Below are 24,271 nucleotides of genomic sequence, written 5' to 3' on the forward strand. Positions count from 1 at the left end.
AATGAGAAAGTTTCATCCGGAATATGTTCTATTATCTGATTGAACGAATCGATTGCCAATTCATATTCCCCCATATGATAACAAGCCACCCCTTTTTTGAGATGAACATTCAAATTATTGGAATCTATTTTTAAGGCCTTATCAAAGCATCTGAACGACTCTTCCTTTTGAAATAGAAATGCATGGCACAAACCCTTCAACAACCACCCCTCAATATTATTTCCATCAATGATTAGAAGTTTATCAAGATAATTAATTGCCTTTTCATTTTCAAACCTATCAGAATAATATTCTGCTTTTTTAAGTAAATTATTAGACATACGTTCTTTAAACATTTGATTTAACTTCCCTATTCGTCCATATGATTTAATAACCAAATTATTAATGAATAAATAATAACAAATATCGATTCAGAAGCTTCTACAGCTAAAGATAATGTTAATAATTCATGAAGATGAGATTTTAAGAATGTAACCTTTTCAGAAGTTGTTTCTAATGAATTAAAATCATTTAAAATATCTTTAACATATTTTCCAACATTAGTCCAATTTCCAGGATCAGAATCATCAGAATCTCCTCCAACCGCAGTGAAATAAAGTGGTAAATTCATATTTTTATCATGATTTAATTTAGCATTGTAATTTTTAATTGTTTGCTTATCTTTTTTAGGATTTGGATTTGATTTATAATGTGAAATAATATATTCATCTAATGATTGGCCATTCAATACTAAAATTACAGGAGGTTTATCAAATAATTTTTGAGTATTATAATCAATTCCTTCATAAATTGTAATATTCGGATAATCCTTATAGTTTGGATTTACTAAATAACATAATTCTTTCCAAAGTTCATTTGCCTCATCAGGGCAAAGAATAATAAATAATGGAATGGCAATGAGTGCAGCAGCTCCTAATGAAAGACCAGTTACCCCTTCTAAAACCACGGCTCCTCCTTCAACAAACACTGAAGACAAAATACTGATACTAAAAATATTCTTTAAATCTTTATACTCCTCACTTAATTTATCTAAAATACTATCCCCATAACCCCAAGTATCATCACTAACATCATCATGGTAACATGGCATTGTTCCCAATAAACCATAAAAACTAAAGTAATCGTGTACAATGCCTGTTTCATCCTCTAAAATCAACAAAGTACCATTATCGCCTTCACGCTTAATGACTGTATAACCACTGCCGGTAATTATCTCTAAAGTTTCATTATTCAGATAACTTTCAAGCAAACCTAAAGTAACACTTCCAATCACAGTAGTATTCCAGACATTATTTCCAACCAACTGCTCCACTAGACTGAAGCTAAAACTGGTTGCAAAGTTAAACTTCCAAACACTACTACTGTTTCCTATGGCTTCACGACCCATAAGATGATCAGACTCTCCTGTAATATACAAACAATTATAGTCATTGCAAAGTGAAACACAAACTGGACTGATACGACTCCAAGTCACATTAAATTTTTCAGCCGCATCATCAGCCACACGATCATTTTCATAAATAACAAGCAAAGGAGTTAAAAAAGTACCATAAGCAGCTTTCATCAAACCAGGAGCATAATATTCCTTTTGATTCAACCAGTACCTTAAATCATCATCTGTCACATTGCTTTTAGCTATTGCAAAACTGCGCATACCTTCATATCCAATGCTTTCATTATTCTCATCCTCAATGTCAGTATAATAAATATTACTTATACGGTCTACATAACCAGACGGAGGTGACAACAAAACATTACATCCACCATATTCAAAATTGATGTCAGGTGTAATATCACCATGATAGTCAATGTGTGTCTCAATCATGTCAATAAAAAGCATTTTATGGGTGTGAACAAAATTTAATTCATCATCAGTTAAATTATATGCTAATTGAAGATAATTCAGGAAAGTGGAATAAACCAGTTCATCATCTGCAGGGTCAATGCCTGCATACTCCGCAAAACTATCATAATATCCATTAGGTTGCCATACTCCCTCTTTCATACTTGCAAAAACATTATTTAAAAACTTAATGGCTTCAAAAACATTGCTACTGTAATTATCCTTATAAGTCTGATAAAAGAGGTTAGTAATGTTAAATGATTGGATAATCTCACCGTTGACAATGAGATTAATAGTACCTGAATATAATGTGGTTTCAGACCAACTGACAGTAATCCAATAGATATTGTCAGTAAAATCAATGGAAGTGGTGTAGTTTACAAACCATTCAGTGGCAACATCTTCGGCTGATGAAAATAAAGTAATGTCGATTGTGGCTTTTTTATTGAATGTACGGGTAATGTTTCCATAATCCAAATGTGAAACAACATATATGTTATCCCAATTGCAGAATAAATCACCTAATTCAAAATCAACAAAAGCTTTTCCCTGTTTTAAGTAGCTCAAATTATATTTGTAATTTGCATCATTATTAAAGCAGTAAATCAATGCCTCCAAACCATCCGGAAGATAACCCTCATATGATAAATCCCCACCTATGTTATTGCAGGTCATGTCCAGATAGAATTGTGCTCTTTGAACAAAACTATTGTCATCAATGGTATATGATGCTGAAAAAAGATTCATCACAATCCATGAATTCATAATTAAATTTCCAGTAGCATTAAACACATTGGCAAGCACATACTGGTTAGTTGAAATCATTGGAGTATTATCACCCCACCAATTATCACCAATATCATAAGTGCAGGTTGCCTGTGAGAAGAAATCATAATAATAATTATCACATAAACGGTTCAAATAAAATAAATCGTCATGAGACTCAAGAGCATGATGTAAAAAAACACCATAAAGATTATTAAAGATATTGTTTGATTTATAGGTATTGTTTATGGAACGACGTAAAAATAATCCATAACCATTATCATTTAAACAATTATTATATATTGATGAATTGGATGAGGATATAACTAAAGCAGCAGTAAAATTAGATATGGTATTATGCTCTATGGAGATATTTGAGCAGGTCACATACAAACCAATGCCCTTTAAAGAATTTTTACTTAATATTTTATTTTTGGTTATTGAAATATTATCTGAAGTGCCATCCGTAATGATAATGCCTACAGAATCATCATTGGAGTTTAGTGAAATTGTATTGTTGAATATGGTTAAATTATCTGACTTTCTAATTGTGAAACCGGACATTCCTCCAATATAATGGTCACAATCAATTGTATTGTATGCAATTAATGAATTCACATCCCCATCTGTTTCAATGGAACTGTGAAGATTTAAAAAACTATTACCCATTATTGAAACATTGCATGCATTTAAAATGACAACGCCAAAAGTGGAATTGACAATATTAAAACCGTATACAATACTGTTACTTCCCTGATTTGTAATTCCAACAACAGGATTAGTAGATGATGAACCTTTTAGGGTTGCATTGTAACCAATCAAGTTCAAATGTTTATTAATGGTAATGTGTTCTTGATATAAACCTTCTTTTACCTTGATTGTGTCACCGTCATGAGTATCCAAATCATCAATGGCTGATTGTATGGTATTGAATCCTTTTCCTGAATTGATGTTGGCAACATTATCAAAAATGTAATTGCAAGTAATGACATTGCTTTTAAGGCCTGCGAAATCTTCTGCATAAAACTTTAGGCAAGTTGTTGAGGTTATATTTATTGAATTTGAATATAAAATACCATTAGTCAGCGGATTTGATCCATCAATTGCATAATAAATCTTTGAATCATTATCCAAATTATCCCAACTATACAAGTCTACTATAATCGGTGAGGAATACAAATCAGAATAATAATTACACCACGCAAATGGGGCTTTATCATCGATTACATAATGTTGATGCACTACTTCGCTTCCATATTCATAGTATAAATCATAAACTCCAATAGGCAACGTGAAATTAATGGAATCAAATGACTGAATCCAATTGACATTATCCCAACTATACCATAGATATTCATCTTCCTCAATGCTTAACTCAACAGTCAAATTGGACCGATTATAACACCCACCAGGATAATTGACATTAGGATAATTGTCTTTTATTGTGATAATCGGGTTTCCCCTACCAATTAAGGATACAGATTTTGTTACATATATCGGCCCATAAAATACACCAGGACCAATGTATATAACATCACCATCCACAGTGTCATCATCATCAATAGCGGCCTGAATTGTCCTAAAACCCTTTCCAGAATTAATATTTCCAACACGAGCAAAAATATAATTACAACAAACAATAGGACTTCTCAAACCTCCTAAATCTTCAGCATAAAACTTCAAACTAGTGGTCTGTGAAATATTAATTAACCCCTGATATAAAATACCATTCTCCAATGGATCAGAACCATCAACAGTATAATAAATTCTTGGATTAACATCCAAATTATCTATTGAAGATAAGCTTACCTGAATAGGATTATAATATAAATCTGATTGAAAGTTACTTGAAACTACAGGAGTTTCACAGTCAACAACATAATGCTGACAGCATATTTCCCCATCACCAGCATAATATAAATCATAAATCCCCTGATTTAAAACAAAAGAAACAGATTGGTTTGATTCAAACCAGCTGACATTATCCCAACTATAACTGACTGAACTTGCACCGTTAACATTTAACATTACAGTCAAGTTACTCTGATTATAGTAACCTTCACCATAATCAACCGAAGGAGAATCATAATTAGAAGAAGCAATCAAATCATTGTTAATGTTTAATGAATCATTAACATCAATTTCAGCATCATTTAAAACAACACCCTCATCCAAACTACCACAAGTGCGATTGCAATCAACATCCATTGCACATGCCTGTGAAATCGACATGCAGCAAATTATAGCCAAGAAAACTATGAAAATTCTTTGGAAATTATTCATATTTCCATCTCATTAAAATATTCTAAATTATAGTTTATTTAATAAAATATAAAAAACTTTTCAATATAATTGATGAAAAACAAAAATGATGAACCTTGTTTATACTTAACAAAAAAATGAAAAATATCTTAAAAATGATTTTATATGTTAAATCAAGGGAGCAAATGGCAATGCAAACAAGTTCAATAATATGAAATATTTGTTTTATTAAAATGAGATTTGTTGAAGAGAATATATGTTAAAATTAATGAGAAATGAAATAGGTTTAAGATGTTGGGAAATCATCATGATTTGATGTGAGACATGTAGATTGAAAAAAATAAAATAATAGAGAAATTAAAATTTCCCTATTTCAAAACGATTTTGACTTTTTTGGTTGTGGCCTTATAGTACTTGTTTCCCTTGAAGGTGATCTTTGCAGTGTATCTGCCCTTCTTGGTGAACTTCCTGATTTTGAATGTTGCCTTACCCTTGGCGTTTGTGGTAGCCTTGAATGTTTTCTTGCCAATCTTAATGATCAATTTAACTTTTTTGATTGGAGTTTTGCCTGACTTCAGGGTTACAGTGTACTTTTTGGTTTTCAAGGATTTCTTGAAGGTTTTCTTTTTGGCTGTGATTTTGGAAGCCTTTTTGGTTACTTTTGCATTGTTTCCACCATTGGACGGATTGACATTGCTTGGAGTGGAACCGTTGGTATCACCAGTGCCATTGGTACCATTGCCTGCTGGAGTGGAATTGCCCTCATCGGAAGCATTGGTATCATTTACAACACTTGTAGAATTGCCTAAAGCAAATAGCTTATTGTCCTCAGTTGTCACATAGATGGTTCCGTTCTTGTTCATGACAGGATTGCCAATGACTTTAGATCCCAAATCAGTTTTCCATAAAACTTTACCGGTTGAATCAATTGCATAAAACATGTTGTCACATCCAAAGAATAGGTTATGATTAGCATCTATTAGAATACCTGAAGTAATGCTCAAGTCACTGATTAATGTTTCAACACCATCAAAAACATCATATGAATACAAATTGCCGTTGGCATTGGTAGCGTAAACCACACCCAAATCATCATCAACCAATAAATTATTACCTGCACCACCAGTGATTCTTAAAGGATTAAACTGACCCCCATCGATACGATAAGCAACAATTGAATCACCTAAAATAGTATAGATAATATTGCCCTCACCAATCACAGGACGAACATTTTTAAAACCACCAGTCTTAACAAACAAAGGTTCCCTACTGTTTGCATCAATAACCATAATGGAACTCTCACCAATGACAACATAAATATCCTCATTAACACTAGGACTCACACTAGGCCTGAAATTACCTAAACTGATTAAAACAGGATCTCCACCATTCTCCCATAACTTATATGGAGTGATGACCAGATTATAGCTTGAGCTTTCATATTGATATTCGCTTACAGTAAATATATTCGCATCAGAATCTATTATCGGTGCAAACAGACTTGATGCCTGATAAATATTAGAATAACCATAACGACTACCGTTTTGATTTACAAAGTAAATTGTATCACCGGCCCTTGGAGATATGATAACATCACGACCAGTGCTAAGGCCTGTGAAATTACCGATACGGGAGTCAGATGAGTAAATCCACCTTAAACTGCCATCTGCATCATATGAATAAATTCCGCTATCAGTTGCAACATAGATGTTGCCATCGCTATCAACAACAATATTTGAAACAACACTGCTGTTGATTTGAGCACTCCAAGATATGTTTCCACTGCAATTACCAATATAACTGGTTTTTTGTGTGTTTTGAGTATCCGCACCACTATTGCTCCATTGAGGAGAATCAAATTCCCTAACTTCAAAAGTAGTGCTATTGCTTACGCTGTTATAGTTGTCACCCTCAAAAAATGCTGTGATTGTATAATTTCCCGCACTTAAATCCTTAAGAGTGTATGTAACTTCACCAGACATTGGAATAGGCAGAACCTTACCATCAATAGTAAAACTGCCTTTAGTCTTGGCAGGAACAATGATAGTAATCACCTCATCCTGACCAATGTAAATGTCCTGGGAATTCATGGAAAATGTGAAATCCCCCCTTGAAACATTCATATAATCAGTTACAGTTTTATTATAGTAATTATCATCTCCACTATAGAATAGGGAAACTTTATGATTATCTCCAACGTTGACTCCATAAATTAAAATCTGCGCTTGACCGTTTATAACTTCAGAGGAATTGCTGATACCTTCAACAATAGCAGTGACAATACCACGGGCATCATCATTTAAAGAAACTTCAATTACTGCTGCATCACCATAGCTACTGTTTCCAATAGAAACTTCCATAATCGGTTCTGAATTATCCACTTCAACAAAAATTGACTTTTGACTAACAGCATAACGCTCATTACCATTATAAACAGCAGTGATGAAATAATCACCACGGCAGATATTGCTGATAGTGTAGGTAGCCTGATTGTTATTTAAAATTAAGGTTTCAGTAATGTTATTGATTGTTAAAGTAACATTTCCAGCAGCATTATTAGTTGTTTTAATTGTTAATGTTAAATCAGACCCCACCTCAATGTTATTAGCAGTAATTTCAGTTGTAGTAGGATATTTATTTACACTGACTTTAGATGATACAGATTGATTTGCATACTTCTCATTACCTGAAAATACAACATAGATCTCATAATTTCCTGCTTCAATGTTACTGAATGTGAATTTATTAAATATACTTGATTTAGTTTGTGATTTACCGCCCACACTAACTTTAAAAGTGCCTTTGCTTTCTGCAATATCCCCCGGAGCAACAATTGTAACAATCAAATCATCACCGTACATAACATCAGAAGCTTTAATAGAAAGTTTCGGATTATCTTTAACAAAGTCAAAATACAAATCAAATGAAACAATATTGTAACTTGCTGTTAAAACACCCTTGCCACTGGCAGTCTGGGTATAAACAACATTTGAATTATAATTCACAAAATTCTTATTTACAGTACCATTCAAAGCACTAATCTCTAAATCAAACTTAACCAGCCCATTATATCGACTAATGGAACCATTCTCAATTAAATAACAGTTGAATTGGACATTACTAGATTGGCCATACTCCAATGTGTCAAGATTACAGCTAGCATTTAAAAACAACCAATTATTAATATTAAAATTAGAAGGTTTAGAAGTATTATTTAAAGTATTGCCCCACCAATTATAATCCAAATAAACATTATCAATTTTATTTTCAATAATTTTACTATTATTCAATAAAACTGAATTTTTAATACTTGCAAAAGCATTATTATAAACAATTACATTATTATTTGTAAAAATTGATTTTGCAACATTTACATTATCTGCATCAATAAGATTGGAGCAGAAATTACTGTCGAAAATACAATTATTTACAACAAGATTGCCTTTAACCTGTTTAATGAAAGTATCAGATTCTAAATTGATAATCTTAATATTTTTTATAGTGAAATTATTGGCATTAACAGTGAATGATGTGTTATTAGTTAAAATTACATTACCTGCCCCGATTATTGTTAAATTATGATTAATTTGGAAATTTTCTTCATCATAAACACCATCAAGAATTACAATACCATAATCATCTCCCGCAAGTTCTAAAGACCTTTTAATGGTATTAACCGGAAAACTTCTCAAAGTACCATTATTACTGTCATTACCATAATTTTTAGAAACAAAAATATAATTGCCAACAGAAGCAATATTCACTAAATTAGACTTAATATTAGAAATTGTTGGAATAACATAAACATCACCCATTGTAAAACCATCAAAATCAACAGTGAATATATTACTATCTACAGTTTTAACATACTCATCATTAACATAGACATCATAATTTATCTTGTTTAATATATCTGAATCATAATATTGAGGATTAGTCAAATTAACATCGACTTGTAACGTTGCATAATCTTTACCAGAACTAATTTCCTTAAGATCCAACTTCTTGAATATAACATAGTTGCCTTCAAAATAATTACCTTCGATAATTGCAGAAGAGCCGCTGACACTGACTGATAAACTTTCAGTAACTGTATGATTGATAAATGAATTATTGGCAATTATTACATTAGGTGAACCATATTCCCCTGCCGCATGAGCAGAAATAGCACTGCCATAAGCAGCAGAATTTGAAATGAATATTGTGTTTAAAACGATTATAGAACCCTCATCCATTATAGCAATTGCCCCTCCAGCGCCAGCATCATTAGATAATTCATCTGCTGACCAACAATTGTTAGAATTTTTTTCAAATAAACAGTTTTCAATGTAAATATGAGGATTAGATTGGAATGCACATGCACCTATAGCTCCCCCACCACTATTTGTTGTACAATTATTACCTGAAAAGACAGTATTATATATTTGCAAGTAACTGTAAGTGTATAATGCACCACCATTCCATCCAGCAACATTATCTGTGAAATTGGAATCATAGATAGTAGTATTACCATAATTATGGGTATGTATTGCTCCAGCCCACCAGAACGACCTGTTTTTAACAAAAGTAGTATTGTAAACAGTTAATTTACCACAATTATTAATACAACCCGGCTCTGTTTTAGCATAATTTCCTTCAAAATAACAATTCCTAACAACCATGTCCGTGGTTTTAACACTATTTGGATCATAAACACTAACACAACCATAATCAGTTGTACAGTTTATGAATGAACAGTTATCCAATGTGGCAGTTCCTTTTTTCAAATAAATTATAGTAGAATGGCCTTTATTGGTAGTTATATAACTAAACTGACAATTTTTAAAAACATTATTTCTCACACCACCCATCTGAAGAAAAACCCCATCTGAACCATAATCAGTCCGAATCCATTTAAAAGCTACATTTTCCATAGAAATTCCGGATTTAGCACCATCAGGCACAATAATAGCGGCATATTTAATTGAAGGAGCATCAGATGAATTATAACCTATATATGAACCTTCACTTCCAATAATTTTTACTTTATTATAGACTTTTATTTGATAATTTGAATCATCAGGATCAGTAGGATAAAAACTAGTGTTTTCTTTTAGCTTTAATGTATAATCATCATCCTTAAGTGAACAGTAATACTGCAATTCATCCCAATTATTTACAATAATCTCATCTGAAACATCTCCTTTTAAGGATTCTTGAATATCACTTGATTTAAGCGTATTTTCTGAATTAATTTCATCGACATCATCTTGAACTATGATTTCGTCTTGAGATAATGTGACATTAGCATCATCCGTATCATGTGCAGATACACTGCCAATACCTACAATTATCAATAATAATATCAAAATGAATAATTTTGTTTTAAAATTCATAATTTTTTACCACCTTGATAAATTTCCATTATTTTTTAACAATAACTTTCTTAACTGCACTATCCTTCAAATAATTGACTCGATAATTATATTTTTTACCTATCATTAATTTCTTAACAACATTTTTACTTAATTTAAAAGTTGCAACACCTTTCTTATTAGTTTTAACAGTGTATTTTTTACCTTTAAATTTTAAAGTAATTTTTTTACCTTTAAGGTATTTTTTGTTGATTTTTTTCAAAACGACTTTAATTTTAAATGTTTTTGAAGATTTTTTAACTTTAATGTTTTTAACTTTAATGAGTGAGTTTACTTTAATCGTGTTTATTATTTTAACCCCTTGATAATTTGCTGTTACTAGATATTTAGTTGATTTTGGAGGCAAATCTATTTTTACACTTGCATAGCCTTTATTGTTTGTTTTTGCTGTTGTTTTCTTACCGTTGATTGTGAATGATATTTCTTTGCCCACAACAGGACTGCCACTTGCACTAACATGAACCGTGTATTTTGAACCACTGGTATAAATCATGTTCACATTATTAGCGTTTAGTTGCGGTTTCGGGACAGTGAAATTAACTTTACAATAAATTGGATTGAAGATGTCACTTTCATAACTAACTGTTGCCTGGTAATTATTCGGCATTAAATCCTGGATTTTCAAGCTAGCAGTTCCATTAATTAAAGTTGCAACATAACTTTTACCGTTAATCATAACTGTTACATTACCACTAATGCCTTGTGGCAAATTTATTGAAAAACAAGGTGTGGTGTGGTTAGTTATGCTTATTTTTACCTCATTTAATGAAATGTTTAATTTTTCAACTTTGATATTGGTGATTGTTGATTGTTGAGAATACTTATCATTTCCATTATAAGTTACGTTGATTGAATTTATTCCGGAAATGGTACTTGTAACATTTATGATTGTATGTTCATTAAATATGTCGGTTGAATAGTTATTTTTACCTATTTCTAGGGATATGTTTCCTGATGCATCCTGTGGTAAAGTAATTTGAATAGTAATGTTTTCTCTAATTACTGCATTCTGACTAATAATTTTAACGCTCATTGCAGGTATGAGTTTAGAAACATATATCATTTCTTTTACTGATTGGCTATCCCAAAAATCATCACCGGAATATTTAACTGTCAAGGGGTTAAATCCTGAAACAAGATATTTTGAAATATTTATTATATTTTCATTGGAAATATTGTTGATAGTAAAATTTTTTTCACCAATGCAGAGTGTAATATTTCCTATTGCTCCATGAGGGAGTGTAATTGCAATATTGACCTCATCGCCAATGAAAATATTTGTTGGCTTTTGGATAGTTATGTTTGGATAGACTCTATTTACAAATATGTTTTCTTCTTTGATTTGGCTTAAATATCTTTTATTTCCCGAATATGCAACAGTGACCTTGTTTTCACCGGCAGTTATCAATGAGGAAATATCAATTTGAATATTTCTTCCGAAACATTCTTTAGTTATATTTTTATCCCCAACAAAAACTGTGATATTTCCTGAAGCATCTTTTTCCATTAAAACTGTAATATTTATTGATTCATCATCAATATATGCATCTGCAGGAGAAATTACAACAATATTTTTATTAATTTTTGATATTGTCCAATTTGTAGTATTGAAACCATATATATGATTTTTATTATCGATGATTTTAACATCAACTTGATAATTCCCTTCCAATAGCTCATCGGGAACTGTGAAATTAAATTTTGACAATCCATTAGATGGGACTTCATAAGTAATATTGGATACTGTAATATTAACAATGCCATTTATAGCCTGTGGCAAAATTACTGTAATTATTTGCTCATCACCTACATATATAGGATTAGCGATAGCTTGAATTCCATTTTTAAATTCCAAGATAACTTCTTGAGAATCTAATTCGATTTCAACAGTGTTATCTTGATAAGTACTATTATAAATTATTCTAAATGTACCATTTTCTAAAATCACTGTTTTAGGCGCATTTCCAGTTCTTGATGAAATTTTCACAATCATTGGGTTTAATAATTCAATTCCCTCTGTTGTAGTATCATTCCATACCAGTTTACCGATGATTTCATAAGTATTGTTGCCCAAATAGTTTTCAGAAGCTGAAAAAATTGCATATCTAATTACATTTGAACTAACTTGAACCGGAATTAAGTTACTTGATGCTTCATAATGCAAATAATTGTCAATTTTATTAGTGCCAAACCAGACATTATTAAAAGTTATATTAAGACGTGCATTATTTAAAGGCATTCTTCCGATATAAATTTCTTGTGAAATAATACAATATTCAAAATCCACTATTTGAGCATCATACCAATTATCCAAACAAATATAATTATATGTATCGATGAAATTACAGCGAATAAATTTTCTATTAAATTGATTAGAAAACATATTAACATTATTAAAACCTGTGAATGTACAGTTATATAATATTCCTAACTCTGCAGTCCCTTTAAAAACATGAAATAACGGTTTATTAATAGATACTGAAGAAAATGAAGAACAGTTTGATCCATCGAAAATAAGATTAGAAAAAGTGAAATTACCAGAAGAAAAGGATAAACCAAATGAAGCATAAGCCCCATCTTTATTTTGTAAATTTTTAATTACAACTTGACCTATACCATTAATAATTAAATTACTTGTGTTAAATTTTAAATCTGAATCAAGATAATATGTTCCATTGTAAACGTTTATTTCTACTTTTTTTTCTCCAGATACATTTTTAGATGCGAGTTCGAATGATTCGAATGGATTGTTCGATGTTCCGTTTCCACCATCTGCTGTTTTATTTTGACCCACATAAATCACATGTGAATCTTCCTCAGCCAAGATAACTGTATCTTGTGTAACTTCTAAACTGTTTTTATCGTTAATTTCATTTAAATTTACTTCATCCGATTGTTTTGAAATATTAGTATTATTATCCATATCTTCTGCTGTGACAATGCTCATCGAAGTTATTATGAAACATACTAATATTAAACCAAATATAATTTTAAAATTCATAACCCCATTAATGCCTCCATTTAATTTGATTTTGTATAAATTTTTGAGTAAAATGATAAATTTAATAAGCATGAAAATATATTTTTAAAAAATAAAAATAAATAGAGAGTTTTTATTTCTCTATTTTTTTACTGTAATTTTTACTTTTTTAGTGGTTGCTTTGTAAAGCTTGTTTCCTTTAAATGTGATTTTAGCAGTGTATTTGCCTTTTTTGGTTAGTTTTTTGATTTTAAAGGTTGCTTTACCTTTAGCATTGGTTTTCGCTTTGTAGGTTTTCTTACCTATTTTTAAAATAACTTGCACTTTTTTAACTGCTTTTTTACCTGCTTTTAAAGTTATAGTGTATTTTTTAACTTTAGTTTTTGCTTTGAAGGTTTTCTTTTTAGCTGTTATTTTTGTAGGAGTCTTTTTAGTAGTGGCTGGTTTTTTATCATCTGGTTTTGGGGTTGGTTTTGCTGGTTCTTTAACTTCTACAACAGAAGTTTGTGAGAATCCTGCATAATTGCCATCACCAGAGTAGGATATTGTTACATTGTGTTTTCCAGCAGACAATTCAGGAATAGTAATAGTTGCACTACCATTAGTAACGTTAAAAATATAATCTTTTTCATCAACAGTCAAGGTAATGTTACCTGTTGCATTTTCAGGTAAAGTGATATTAGTTGTAGTTGCTTTTCCAGCATTTATTTCTGGAATTGTAATGGCAGGTTTATTTAATGCAGAAATATTCCTTACAATACTCTTTGCATCATAAATATCATTACCCTTATAAGTAATGTTAACTACATTATTTCCAGCTTCAAAACCATTAATAGTGATTGTTTCATTAACATTGAATGTTTTAGCTTCATTGTCACCTATTTTAACAGTCACAGTACCATTAGCATAATTAGGTAAACTAAGTGTTATTGTTGCATTATCACCAACATAAACTTTATATGGAGTTATATTCACATTAAATTCATATTCTGAAACTTTAGAAACAGTGATTGTAGTAGTGTTAAAACCATAAATTGCACATGTTTCATTGTCAATTTTATCAACGAAGTTAACATTAACATCATGAACTCCCACAGGTAAAACATCTGTAATGTTAATAGTAACCACATTAGTATACTCAACTTGTTGTGTATAAGTTTTATTATTAACTATAACAGTTATAATTCCATTATATTGATCTGGTAAAGTTACTGTGATATTTTGATTATCACCATAAGTAATGCTAGGAGCATCTAATACCATATTAATACTTTCGAATTCAACTGTTTGAATTTCATTATCTAATGTTGCAGTAATTTTATGATTAGATTCACTACTAGTATAAATTACTTTAAAAGTACCATTATCTAAAATAGCAGTTTTTTGATTAAAATCACCAGTATCAGATGACAAATTAACAACCATAGAAGTTAAATTTTCAAAACCATCAGTTGTACCATCACTCCAAGTTAATTTACCTAGAACTTCATAATTATTATTACCCAAATAATTTTCTGAAATACTAAAAATCGCATAACGATTAATATCATAACCTAAATATTCACCATTATATGATGCACCACTATAAAACGCAGCAAGTAACGAATTTTGACCAAACCAACAATTCTCAAAAGAATTAATGTGATTAAATATTATTCCAGAACCCTCTTCAGAAAACTCTGCCAGTATAGTTTTATAATTAAAAAGACAATTTTTAAAGAATACATTTCTAAAAATCATACCAGTCATAGGGGATACGCCAGTAAACATGGATTCATATAAAAATTTACAATTATTAAACACATATGTTTCAAAACAAACCTCTTCAGGATTATAATTATCTACATCAAAATATAAAAAACCAAAACATTCTTTGAAAGTACAATTATTAAAAGTTACTAAATTTGCATCCAAACCTTTAAATATATAATTCATTTCAGTTTGAACAGTAGACATTTGAAGAGGGTAATCACCATCAATTATAATATTAGACATACTGAAATTACCAGATGATGAACTTAAAGCAAAAGATCCGGATGGAACATTTTTTATAACAACATTGCCTGATGTACCAATTATATAAAGATTATTTACATTAAATGTTAATAAAGAAGTTAAATCATAAGTTCCTTCATCAACATTTATAACAACATTCTCATAATTTGAATTAACACCATTACACGCTAACTCAAAAGTTGCATATGGATTTTCAGAAGAACCATTACCATCTTTAGTAACATTTTGACCAACCCATACAGAATAATTCTCAGAATTTGAAGATATCACCTCCGACTTAGAATTTAAAGATATATCCTCACCATATAAATTAGAATTTGTTAAATATTCAGAAGATTCTATGGAGTCTTCTGAAATTTCAAATAAATTATCTTCAAGAGGAGTATTTAAATTATTATCACTTATTTCTAAATCGGCAGCTGCTATTACATTAATTGAGCAGACAACAGAAAACAATAAAAATAATATGAAAAACTTCTTAAAAGTCATAAAAATCAAAATAAGAGAGTATTTTTATATAAATACCCTCATTTAAGGATTAGGACCAACATAATTATTAGTTCCGGCAACATATACTGTTTCATTACCATAATAATTGTGCCATGAATGATAAGAATGTAATGTATTACCAGTTATATTACAATTCTCCCCATTCATTATATAAACAGTATAATGTCCCTTATTTACATAAATATTGTTTCCAGTGATAATATATGTATGAGTTCTAGGACTAGATTGACAATAACTTACACCATAAACATTACAACCAGAACTATAACTACCTTTATTTGTAACAGTTATTGTATTACCAGTTACGGTAGCATAATCATCTTGTAGTTCCATACCAGTTAATACATCCCATGTTGATGTAGTACCTTTACCAGTAACTGAAATAGTATTACCAGATACAGTTATATTTGTTGCACCATCATAGTTTTGTGAATAAATTGCAGTATTCGGACCTTGATTTTGAGTAGTAAGAGTATTATCAGATACAGTCACACCAGTATATGGACCTGTGAATTGTACACAGTATGCTGCACCAGTTCCATTACCTCCAACATATCCTCCGGATTGATCTGCATTCATGGTTATGGTGTTATTGTGAACATTTACGTAATTTGATCTGTAAACATCAACTCCGTAAATGTAACTGTATTGATTAGTTGTAGTTACAGTGTCTTTTTCAATTATTATGTTATCTCCAATATATGAATTATCACATTGCCAGATAATTAATGCGTCTAATGTAGGATAACTTCCAGAACGAAGGTTTCCTGTTACATCCAATTTATTTTTTGTGAAATTAAAGTAATTAGAATCTCCTACTGCGACACCAGCCACATAATCTCTTTCAAGGCCAGTGTTAGAGTATACTACAGTTTTTAACGGTAAGGTTGCAGTTATATTATTACCTGCGACTTTTACGTTTGCACTATTTTTTACTTTGATTGCATAATTATACTTATTAGCGTTTGCATATCCACAGGTATATGTAATTACATTATTTAATATTTGAACATTATTTGCACTTTCAACATCTATTACATAACAATCTTTGTTAGCAGGCGCATTCATATTAAAAGTTGCACCATCTATAACTAATCCAGGATATAATAATTTAAATCCTACATTATTAAAGACAGCATTTGAAAAGCTTAACGCAACATTTCTATTTATTATAAAATTATCAAAAGGAACATTACTAAAAGTACCTACAAATTGTAAACCTGTAGGTGCAGTACTTTTAATATAACCAGTAGTAGTATCAAAATATGTTGAAATAGAACTGCTGGTTACTTGACTTTGGGAACCTCTTGTCCCATTTACTTTTTCATCTGCAACAGCATCGTCGTTTGTGTCGTCGATTTGTGAATCTTCAACATCATCAATGCCATCATCACTAGAATCTTCTTGTTCAACAGCATCTACTGAATCTACAGCATCATCCAATTCAATGACACTTGTATCATCAGGTACGGTAATGTTGTCTACATCAGCTGCACTAGCTGCACTAACGCAGCAGACCAGCATGACAAACATTACTAAACCAAAGATTTTATAGTTAATCTTCATTATTTTCACCATAGGTTATATGTTTGAAATTACAAGTTTCTAGAAAAAAAACTTGCAACGCTCGTTTCTTTTTAAAAAAGAACATCCAATTGACCATCCAAATTTTAAGTAGATAGTATTTATCTACTAATTTTTTAAAGCCAGAATCAGACTTCTTTTTGTTTTTGTAATACTGATGAAAGCAATTGTAATACTTAGCGTATATAAAATTAACTTTAATTAATTTTAATTGATAAAATATAAATCGCTTTATCGATATGTTATTTATATAACTATTAATATAAAGTTTTCTAAAATTCACTTTAAATTGATATTATAAAAAAGAACATTACTCACTTACACTACCTAATATGACTTTAAAAGAACCCGCAAATTATCCAAATAAATTAAAACATCCAAATTCAAAAAACAACATTTTTAATCTAAAAACTAACCATTTAAAGAAATTATTCTAATTTTTAACTTATAAAAAAAATATTATATTTACATCAGAAAAAAATCATTTTTCAAAAATCCCTTTTAAAACTGGTTTTTTAGAATTTAAAGAAAAATATCCAACCAAATCAATCATTGCAGATTATAAAGCACTTATTTTAAAAGCCTTAATTTTTAAACCGGATAAATTTCAAAGTAACCAAACGGTTACAAGACTCTAAATTAATATCTAAAAACAAAAACAAGGCTAAATTAAAAACCATTACTAAAAAATAAATTTTAAAATAAAATACATCTTTTAAAACAGTAAGCACTAAATTCAATATCGAAAGTGAAGTCATTTTAAAAAATTCTAATGTTGTAGATAAATACTATCTATAACATTCAAGGGGTGATGTTATTATGAAAAAAATGTTTTTTTAAACCATAATAACATTTGTGATTGAATGAAGTAAAAAGAGAAAAAGCACATCTTTTTAGGAGAGTATTTTTTCAGGTTGTTGAGGTCTAAAAATTTATCAAAAAAAAATATTCTTCCAGAAAAATTACCTGTGTTCTCTTTTTCTTCTATTATTTCATGTAAAATAATCTGAATTATTCTACAGACAATATTATATTTTTTCAAGTATATATTAGTTTTTGAATTGAAACATACATTTTTAACTGCTGTGATATATACCAATTCATATATTTATCAAAATAAAAATTGACTTTTAATTTTTTGAGAAATCAACATGACCAAAAAAGACGAATGGATCAACATTAAAAAAAAACGTTGAAGAAATAAAACACCAAAGAGTATAAAGACTGGGTTAAAAACGTAAAAGATAGGGATAATGAATGCTGCGTTTTATGCGGGGCAGACCAGCACCAGGACACACCACTTCTCGTTTAAGAATTTTATACCATTACTTCTTGAGCCGAAAAACGCATAATCTAATCATAAGGGTCATAAAAAGTATCATGCATTTTACAATCTTGAAAACACCAATCCCGTAACACTTCTGAAATTCTTTAAGAGTACTGGTTTTAGTGAATTAGTGAAATTTTTAGATCAATAAAATATAAACTTGATTGATTATTAATTTTATTCTCCTTCTTGCTCTAAAACAGTCTGCATAGCTTCAACAATTTTAAATTGTTTTATAAAATCTTTTGAATTTTCTGTATTTTCCAATATACACTCAGAATTTAAACATTTCAGTAAAATAATTTCAATTAATTTTTCAAAAAATTTTTCCTGATTTAAAATTTCCATTAAAGAAATCTTTCGCAATTTATCTTTAATTTCTGGGAAGTATTTCTTAAATAATTTACGATTTTCAGATGTTGTATTGGTTGTATAGTTTTCTTCAAATTTTTTAAATAATTCTTCATTACTTCTAACTATATAATCAATACCTGCAGTATTGTAAGTTACTAAACCTTCATGAATAATCAAATTCCTTGTTTGTTTAATATAGAATAAGAAAAATTCTTTTTTTAAATCTAAGAAAAAATCATTTATGCCTTCTTCAGAGGTATGTTCAGATTTAATTTTTTCAAATATTTGATAAATATCATTTTTTAAATATTTAAACAATTTCAAACAATCTAAACCTAAAAATATTAATTCTTCTTCAAATTTAGGTTTGAAATCATTTCCATCATATGAAATTCTTTTATCTTTATTCAAGACTTCTAAAAAAACTGATGCCAAAATCAATTTAACTTCCAAATAACTTTCATTTTTTAACCAGACATAATAATAGGTTAATAGATTAATATCAATATTTCCTTCTTCTTTTAATCTTTTAAAGTTAAAATAACTTGATTTTAAAAAATTATAAAAATTAGCTGGGAAAATTCTAAAAATTGATAAACCATTTAATTTAGTTACATTCCTGCTATAAATTTCTATTTCTAATTTATCTCCAGAAACATTCTCAAAAATTCTCATTCTTGGAGGATTTATATTAGATGAATAAATATAAGACAATGAATTAATATTGTCCATAATCCTATTATTATATCTATTTTCAAATTTTGTTTTATAATGAATCATATAACAATTATTTAATAACTGATCAAAAGGGTCTTCAACAGTGTCTATTTTAACTTCATACAATAGAATATCATCCAAATCTTCTTCATCAAACGAGTAGCAATTACATTCTGATATTAAATCTGATTCAGTAATATTCCATACATTGATGTTTTCGTCATTGTTAATAGGATTATTATTTTTTATTAATGTTATTTTATATGCATTAGCTTTTATTATCTCACTTTCCTGAAAAATGTAACAATCGTTTAATTTTATTAGGTATTCATCAATTAAACAATTAATTCCAAATGGTTTGTTACCTTCAATAACGTGGAATATATTTTTATCAGATATATCAAAGTCAATGTTAATGCTGTCTGAGATAGTAATTTTTATATTTTGAACATCATATTCAATTTCATCTAATATTAGTTTACCATCTTCTGAATTAAAATAATACCTATTTGATTCTTTCTTAAAATTTAAATTTGGGATAATTGGAATTTCACTTGGATTCATATTTTTAAGCTCCAATATTTATTCTTGTCTAATATTAGGTTCTTAATATAAATAAATTTATAATATGTTTGTTAATAACTTTAGACAATTTTAATAATTTATGATTCCTATTCATTATTTGCCTTTACTACTCTTCTTTATATGAATTAATGCAGCCAATCATTATACTTCATATAAAGACATACCTAATTTTTATTTCAAGTAAAGATAATATGACTTTGATTATTCAATTCATCGCCGAAACATCAGTTTATCTCTTTCTGATTAAATATTATTATAAATTTATTATTCAATAAATTTCAATACTTTCAATGCAGAAATACTGCAAGATATCATATAATAAATTAGGTAAATTGTTAAAATGAATATTGTTATGATAGAAATTGCATAGATATTAGTCAATATAAAATTATACCAATTTTCAATTGTTATAGAATCAATAAGCGCCGGTTTGATTTTAGATGAAAATAATATTAACAATAATATAATCATGGAAAGAATTGTTGAAATAAAATATCCTTTTCCATTTTCATTCATTTCATCTTTACCTTCTTGATTTTCAACCATCGTATACGTAAAAGATAATACTGATAATGTCGCACATAACATTACAATTGCAAGGGAAATTGTAGAATAATCTGGTAAATGAGTTAAAATAGCATTTATTAAATAATTCAACAATCCAAGCAAATAATCATTATTTAAAATAATATATAACATTCCCAATCCTAAAAATGAAATTAAAAATTCAGAATTCATGACATACTCAATTTTTTCATCATTGAAAATATTTAATCTTTTTCTAAGTGTGTTATTAAAAGTTAAAGATAATGCAAATGCAGACAATATCATTAATATAAAATTTGATGTTGTTCCAGTTAATAAAAATTGGAATGAAAAATAGAAAATACTCATTAATATTGTATTAAGAATTAAAACACTTATTCCCACAATTTTAAAAAATCTAATAAATTTGATTGTAAATTCATTACTCTTGTTTTTAAAAAATTTATTGTAGATAATAAGTAAATATAAACAAGAATAAGGTAATATGAATATTGTAATTACAAAATAAACTGGTGAATTTACTTTGTAAAAATTGGATAGTATAACTCCTATAATAGTTAATAAGTAAATAAATGGAAAATAAAATTCATTTCTTAAAATTATTTCATTAAACTTCATATGTATATGTTAATTTTCCATCTACATAATTCTATTCAATTTATCCAAAATAATTACATACCTTCTATTAATTAAAGTTTAAACAGCCTTCTTTAATCAGTACAAAGATTGCAGTATTGATTTTACTTCACTTTATTATATTCCAAATAAAACATCACGTAATGCTCAAGTTAATTAATACTTTTAGTATTGAGTAGGTTGGAAACTGTCAGGTATTCGACTAATATTTACATTTTAATTCCATCAAATTTTTAAATATGAATCTAATTTTAAATGTTTCAAACCTCCTCCAAAACGACTTCTTATTTATTTAATGTATAAAATTTTCCTCAATTTTACATATATTTTATTAACATTAATTATCATTTTTATTAAGTGTTTTCATATAATCAAATTGCCCTTTTAATCTATTTTTACCATTATAAAAATTATTCAAATCCTCTTTTGAATTTAATGATTTTGAGTCATTATCAAAAGATAATTTGATTTCAATAAAATTCATGATAAATATATTAAGTAAATTTGTATTTTTAATGATGTTCATTTTTAATAAATCACATAATCTATTACTATGGGCTATATCATTTCTAATATAATATAAATCATCTAATTCATCAGAATAATCATAAATCGAATCCTTTCTAAAATTCATTATTAAATTAAACCTTTCTTTCCTTGTATCCATTTTAACACCATCATTAAAAACTAATAATGATTCCAGCGAGGAAACTAAGTTTATAATTTTAATTCCAAGTTTAAAATAAGTATAATGCGCATTATATTCCTTTGAATATTGTGTTGACTCCACAACATCCTTATCAAAATTAACTTCTCTTTTCACAGACTCATAATACCATTGAATAGCATTTAACAAATTTTCCTCAATATACTCTAATTCTTCTTTATTTATTAAGTTTATTAAATAAGCTAAATGAAATTTTCTCATGTGTTCTAGGCTTTCACTTAAATTAAAAGGTCTAACTCTAATTGTTCTTTTACGAGTGGTATTTAAATCATCTTGATTAATAAAAAAAGCAATGATTTCTGAGCTTAAAGGTAAAACATCACCCATTATTCCAAAACCATTAATATGAGGGGGCTTATATAAGCTAAAAATTGATAAGAGTTCATTAACCTTACTTAATGCTTTATCTTTAGAGGATTCTTTAGTTCCAGAAGTAGTTAATTTTACAAAACAAAATGGTTTTAAATTTTGCATATAATCCATTATAATTTTATAATCTATTGAATCTTCCGATATATTGTTGTTATTAAGACAATCTAAAATTTCATTTTTAAAAGTTTCAAAAGGATAAATAATCATTGAACCAAAATCAATTGTATCATCAACTGTAATGCCCGAAACAGGTATAAAATACGTCCATTCTTTAAATCCATCATTTAATATTTCTTCAAATTCATTGAATCTTGATTTCAAGTTCAATTTAATTTCTTCATGTCTTGAATCTAAGTTATATGATTTTATAATTACTTCACGAACAAGTTGATCAAAAATATAATTTTTAGGAAATTTAGCACTTAGATTATTCCCATTTGAAATTTCATTTACAATTTCACTTAATTCTTCATACTCTTCAAGACTTAATTCAAAAAAATTTTCTGAACTCAAATGATAAACTTCATTTTCAAGAAAATGTCTAGAATTAACCCTGTTAATGTTACTTTCAATTAATTTTGTAATTTCATCAATATACTTTTCAAAATTCATAAGTTTAATTTATTTTCAATTAATATAAAGTTACTTAAATTAGTAAAAAGATTAATAATGTATATTATTTGTATGTATAAATACTTAATAGAACCTTCTATTATATTTTTATGAAGACCGTATATGATAGAATATTTTTATAAAAAATGAGTTGATTCTCCAAGAATATAAGACATCAGCCCATAGAATTTGATGACCTAAAAATTGATTTACTTTCCCAAAAACGTTAATGAAAGATTGGTTTATAATACGAATTAAATGAGCTAATTTATATAATGTTCTTCAAAAAAATGAGTATAAAGAACATATTTTAAAATAAAAAAAGTGAAAATGAACTTTAATATTATTGTTTATCTTTATGATAAAAATCTAAAAAAATAATTAAATCATTTTCTTCATCAAAATAATAAGACAACCTATAAGGTTTGACATAAACTTCACGAGTACCTTTACGAACATTCCTCATAGGTTTACCCACTTTAGGATCATCAATAATTTTTTTAATTTGTTTTTTAGCTCTCTCTTTAATTGATTTATCTAATCTTTTAAAAATTTTTTTAAAATTCTTATCATACTTAACAGTATCTACCATGAATCCAACTCATCAAGAAATTGACTTTTAGACATCCCCACATCATCACTACTTTCAACACGAGCTAATGCCTCACGAGTTCTTTTCTCAAAAACATCATCATCACTATTAAAAACATCAATGAGATTTTCTTTAAATTGATTAAGATCTTTTTGAGCTTGAGTTTCACCGAAATCAACAGGTAAACGAGAGTCTTCAACAAGAATATCATTATAACTAAATAATAATTTATTCATTATTATCATCTCCAAGAACATTAATATATCTACTTCCAATAAAATATAAATTTTATGAAATTATTCGACTCTTTCAAAAACTTTGTTGATTTGAAATTTTTTGATGAAAATTAGTTGTGAATTTTTAATTTTATCTAAAAATAGTTAAATTTAATAAATAGGTGGAGTAAAAGTTTTTATTATGCCTAATCAA

11 protein-coding genes are annotated in these 24,271 nt (G+C 28.3%); all 11 read right to left on the minus strand.

The window, feature by feature from the left end; genetic code table 11:
- Window positions 1-335, minus strand: a 335-nt coding sequence (locus tag MBBTH_RS00075; RefSeq protein WP_341476442.1) for a tetratricopeptide repeat protein, incomplete at its 3' end; no start/stop codon positions are given.
- A 14-nt stretch (window positions 336-349) separates the two neighbouring features.
- Window positions 350-4,891 (minus strand): chitobiase/beta-hexosaminidase C-terminal domain-containing protein, encoded by a 4,542-nt coding sequence (locus MBBTH_RS00080; RefSeq protein WP_116591011.1) that lies wholly within the window; start codon window positions 4,889-4,891, stop codon window positions 350-352.
- A 347-nt stretch (window positions 4,892-5,238) separates the two neighbouring features.
- Window positions 5,239-10,245 carry an Ig-like domain repeat protein gene (locus tag MBBTH_RS00085; protein ID WP_116591012.1) on the minus strand — a complete coding sequence of 1,669 codons (5,007 nt, stop codon included), beginning with the start codon at window positions 10,243-10,245 and terminating at the stop codon, window positions 5,239-5,241.
- A gap of 28 nt (window positions 10,246-10,273) precedes the next feature.
- Complete coding sequence (locus MBBTH_RS00090; protein WP_133241912.1) at window positions 10,274-13,285, minus strand: Ig-like domain-containing protein; 3,012 nt, start codon at window positions 13,283-13,285, stop codon at window positions 10,274-10,276.
- Between the two features lie 120 nt (window positions 13,286-13,405).
- Complete coding sequence (locus tag MBBTH_RS00095; protein WP_116591014.1) at window positions 13,406-15,769, minus strand: Ig-like domain-containing protein; 2,364 nt, start codon at window positions 15,767-15,769, stop codon at window positions 13,406-13,408.
- Window positions 15,770-15,811: 42 nt separating this feature from the next.
- Entirely contained in the window at window positions 15,812-17,356 is a 1,545-nt protein-coding gene (locus tag MBBTH_RS00100) for a hypothetical protein (RefSeq protein WP_116591015.1), read from the minus strand.
- A gap of 1,522 nt (window positions 17,357-18,878) precedes the next feature.
- On the minus strand, window positions 18,879-20,336 hold the full coding sequence (locus tag MBBTH_RS00110; protein WP_116591017.1) for a hypothetical protein: 1,458 nt from the start codon (window positions 20,334-20,336) through the stop codon (window positions 18,879-18,881).
- A gap of 285 nt (window positions 20,337-20,621) precedes the next feature.
- The gene (locus MBBTH_RS00115) at window positions 20,622-21,521 is read right to left on the minus strand and encodes a hypothetical protein (RefSeq protein ID WP_133241913.1); all 900 of its coding nucleotides are present in this window, start codon (window positions 21,519-21,521) and stop codon (window positions 20,622-20,624) included.
- Between the two features lie 355 nt (window positions 21,522-21,876).
- A complete protein-coding gene (locus tag MBBTH_RS00120) occupies window positions 21,877-23,250 on the minus strand; it encodes a hypothetical protein (RefSeq protein ID WP_116591019.1) in 1,374 nt (457 codons plus the stop codon).
- Between the two features lie 343 nt (window positions 23,251-23,593).
- Complete coding sequence (locus MBBTH_RS00125; RefSeq protein ID WP_116591020.1) at window positions 23,594-23,842, minus strand: type II toxin-antitoxin system RelE family toxin; 249 nt, start codon at window positions 23,840-23,842, stop codon at window positions 23,594-23,596.
- Complete coding sequence (locus MBBTH_RS00130; RefSeq protein WP_116591021.1) at window positions 23,836-24,078, minus strand: hypothetical protein; 243 nt, start codon at window positions 24,076-24,078, stop codon at window positions 23,836-23,838. Before MBBTH_RS00130 ends, MBBTH_RS00125 begins: the two co-directional genes overlap by 7 nt.
- Window positions 24,079-24,271 lie beyond the last annotated feature (193 nt).

The organism is Methanobrevibacter thaueri, from assembly GCF_003111625.1.
Taxonomy (GTDB): Archaea; Methanobacteriota; Methanobacteria; order Methanobacteriales; family Methanobacteriaceae; genus Methanocatella; species Methanocatella thaueri.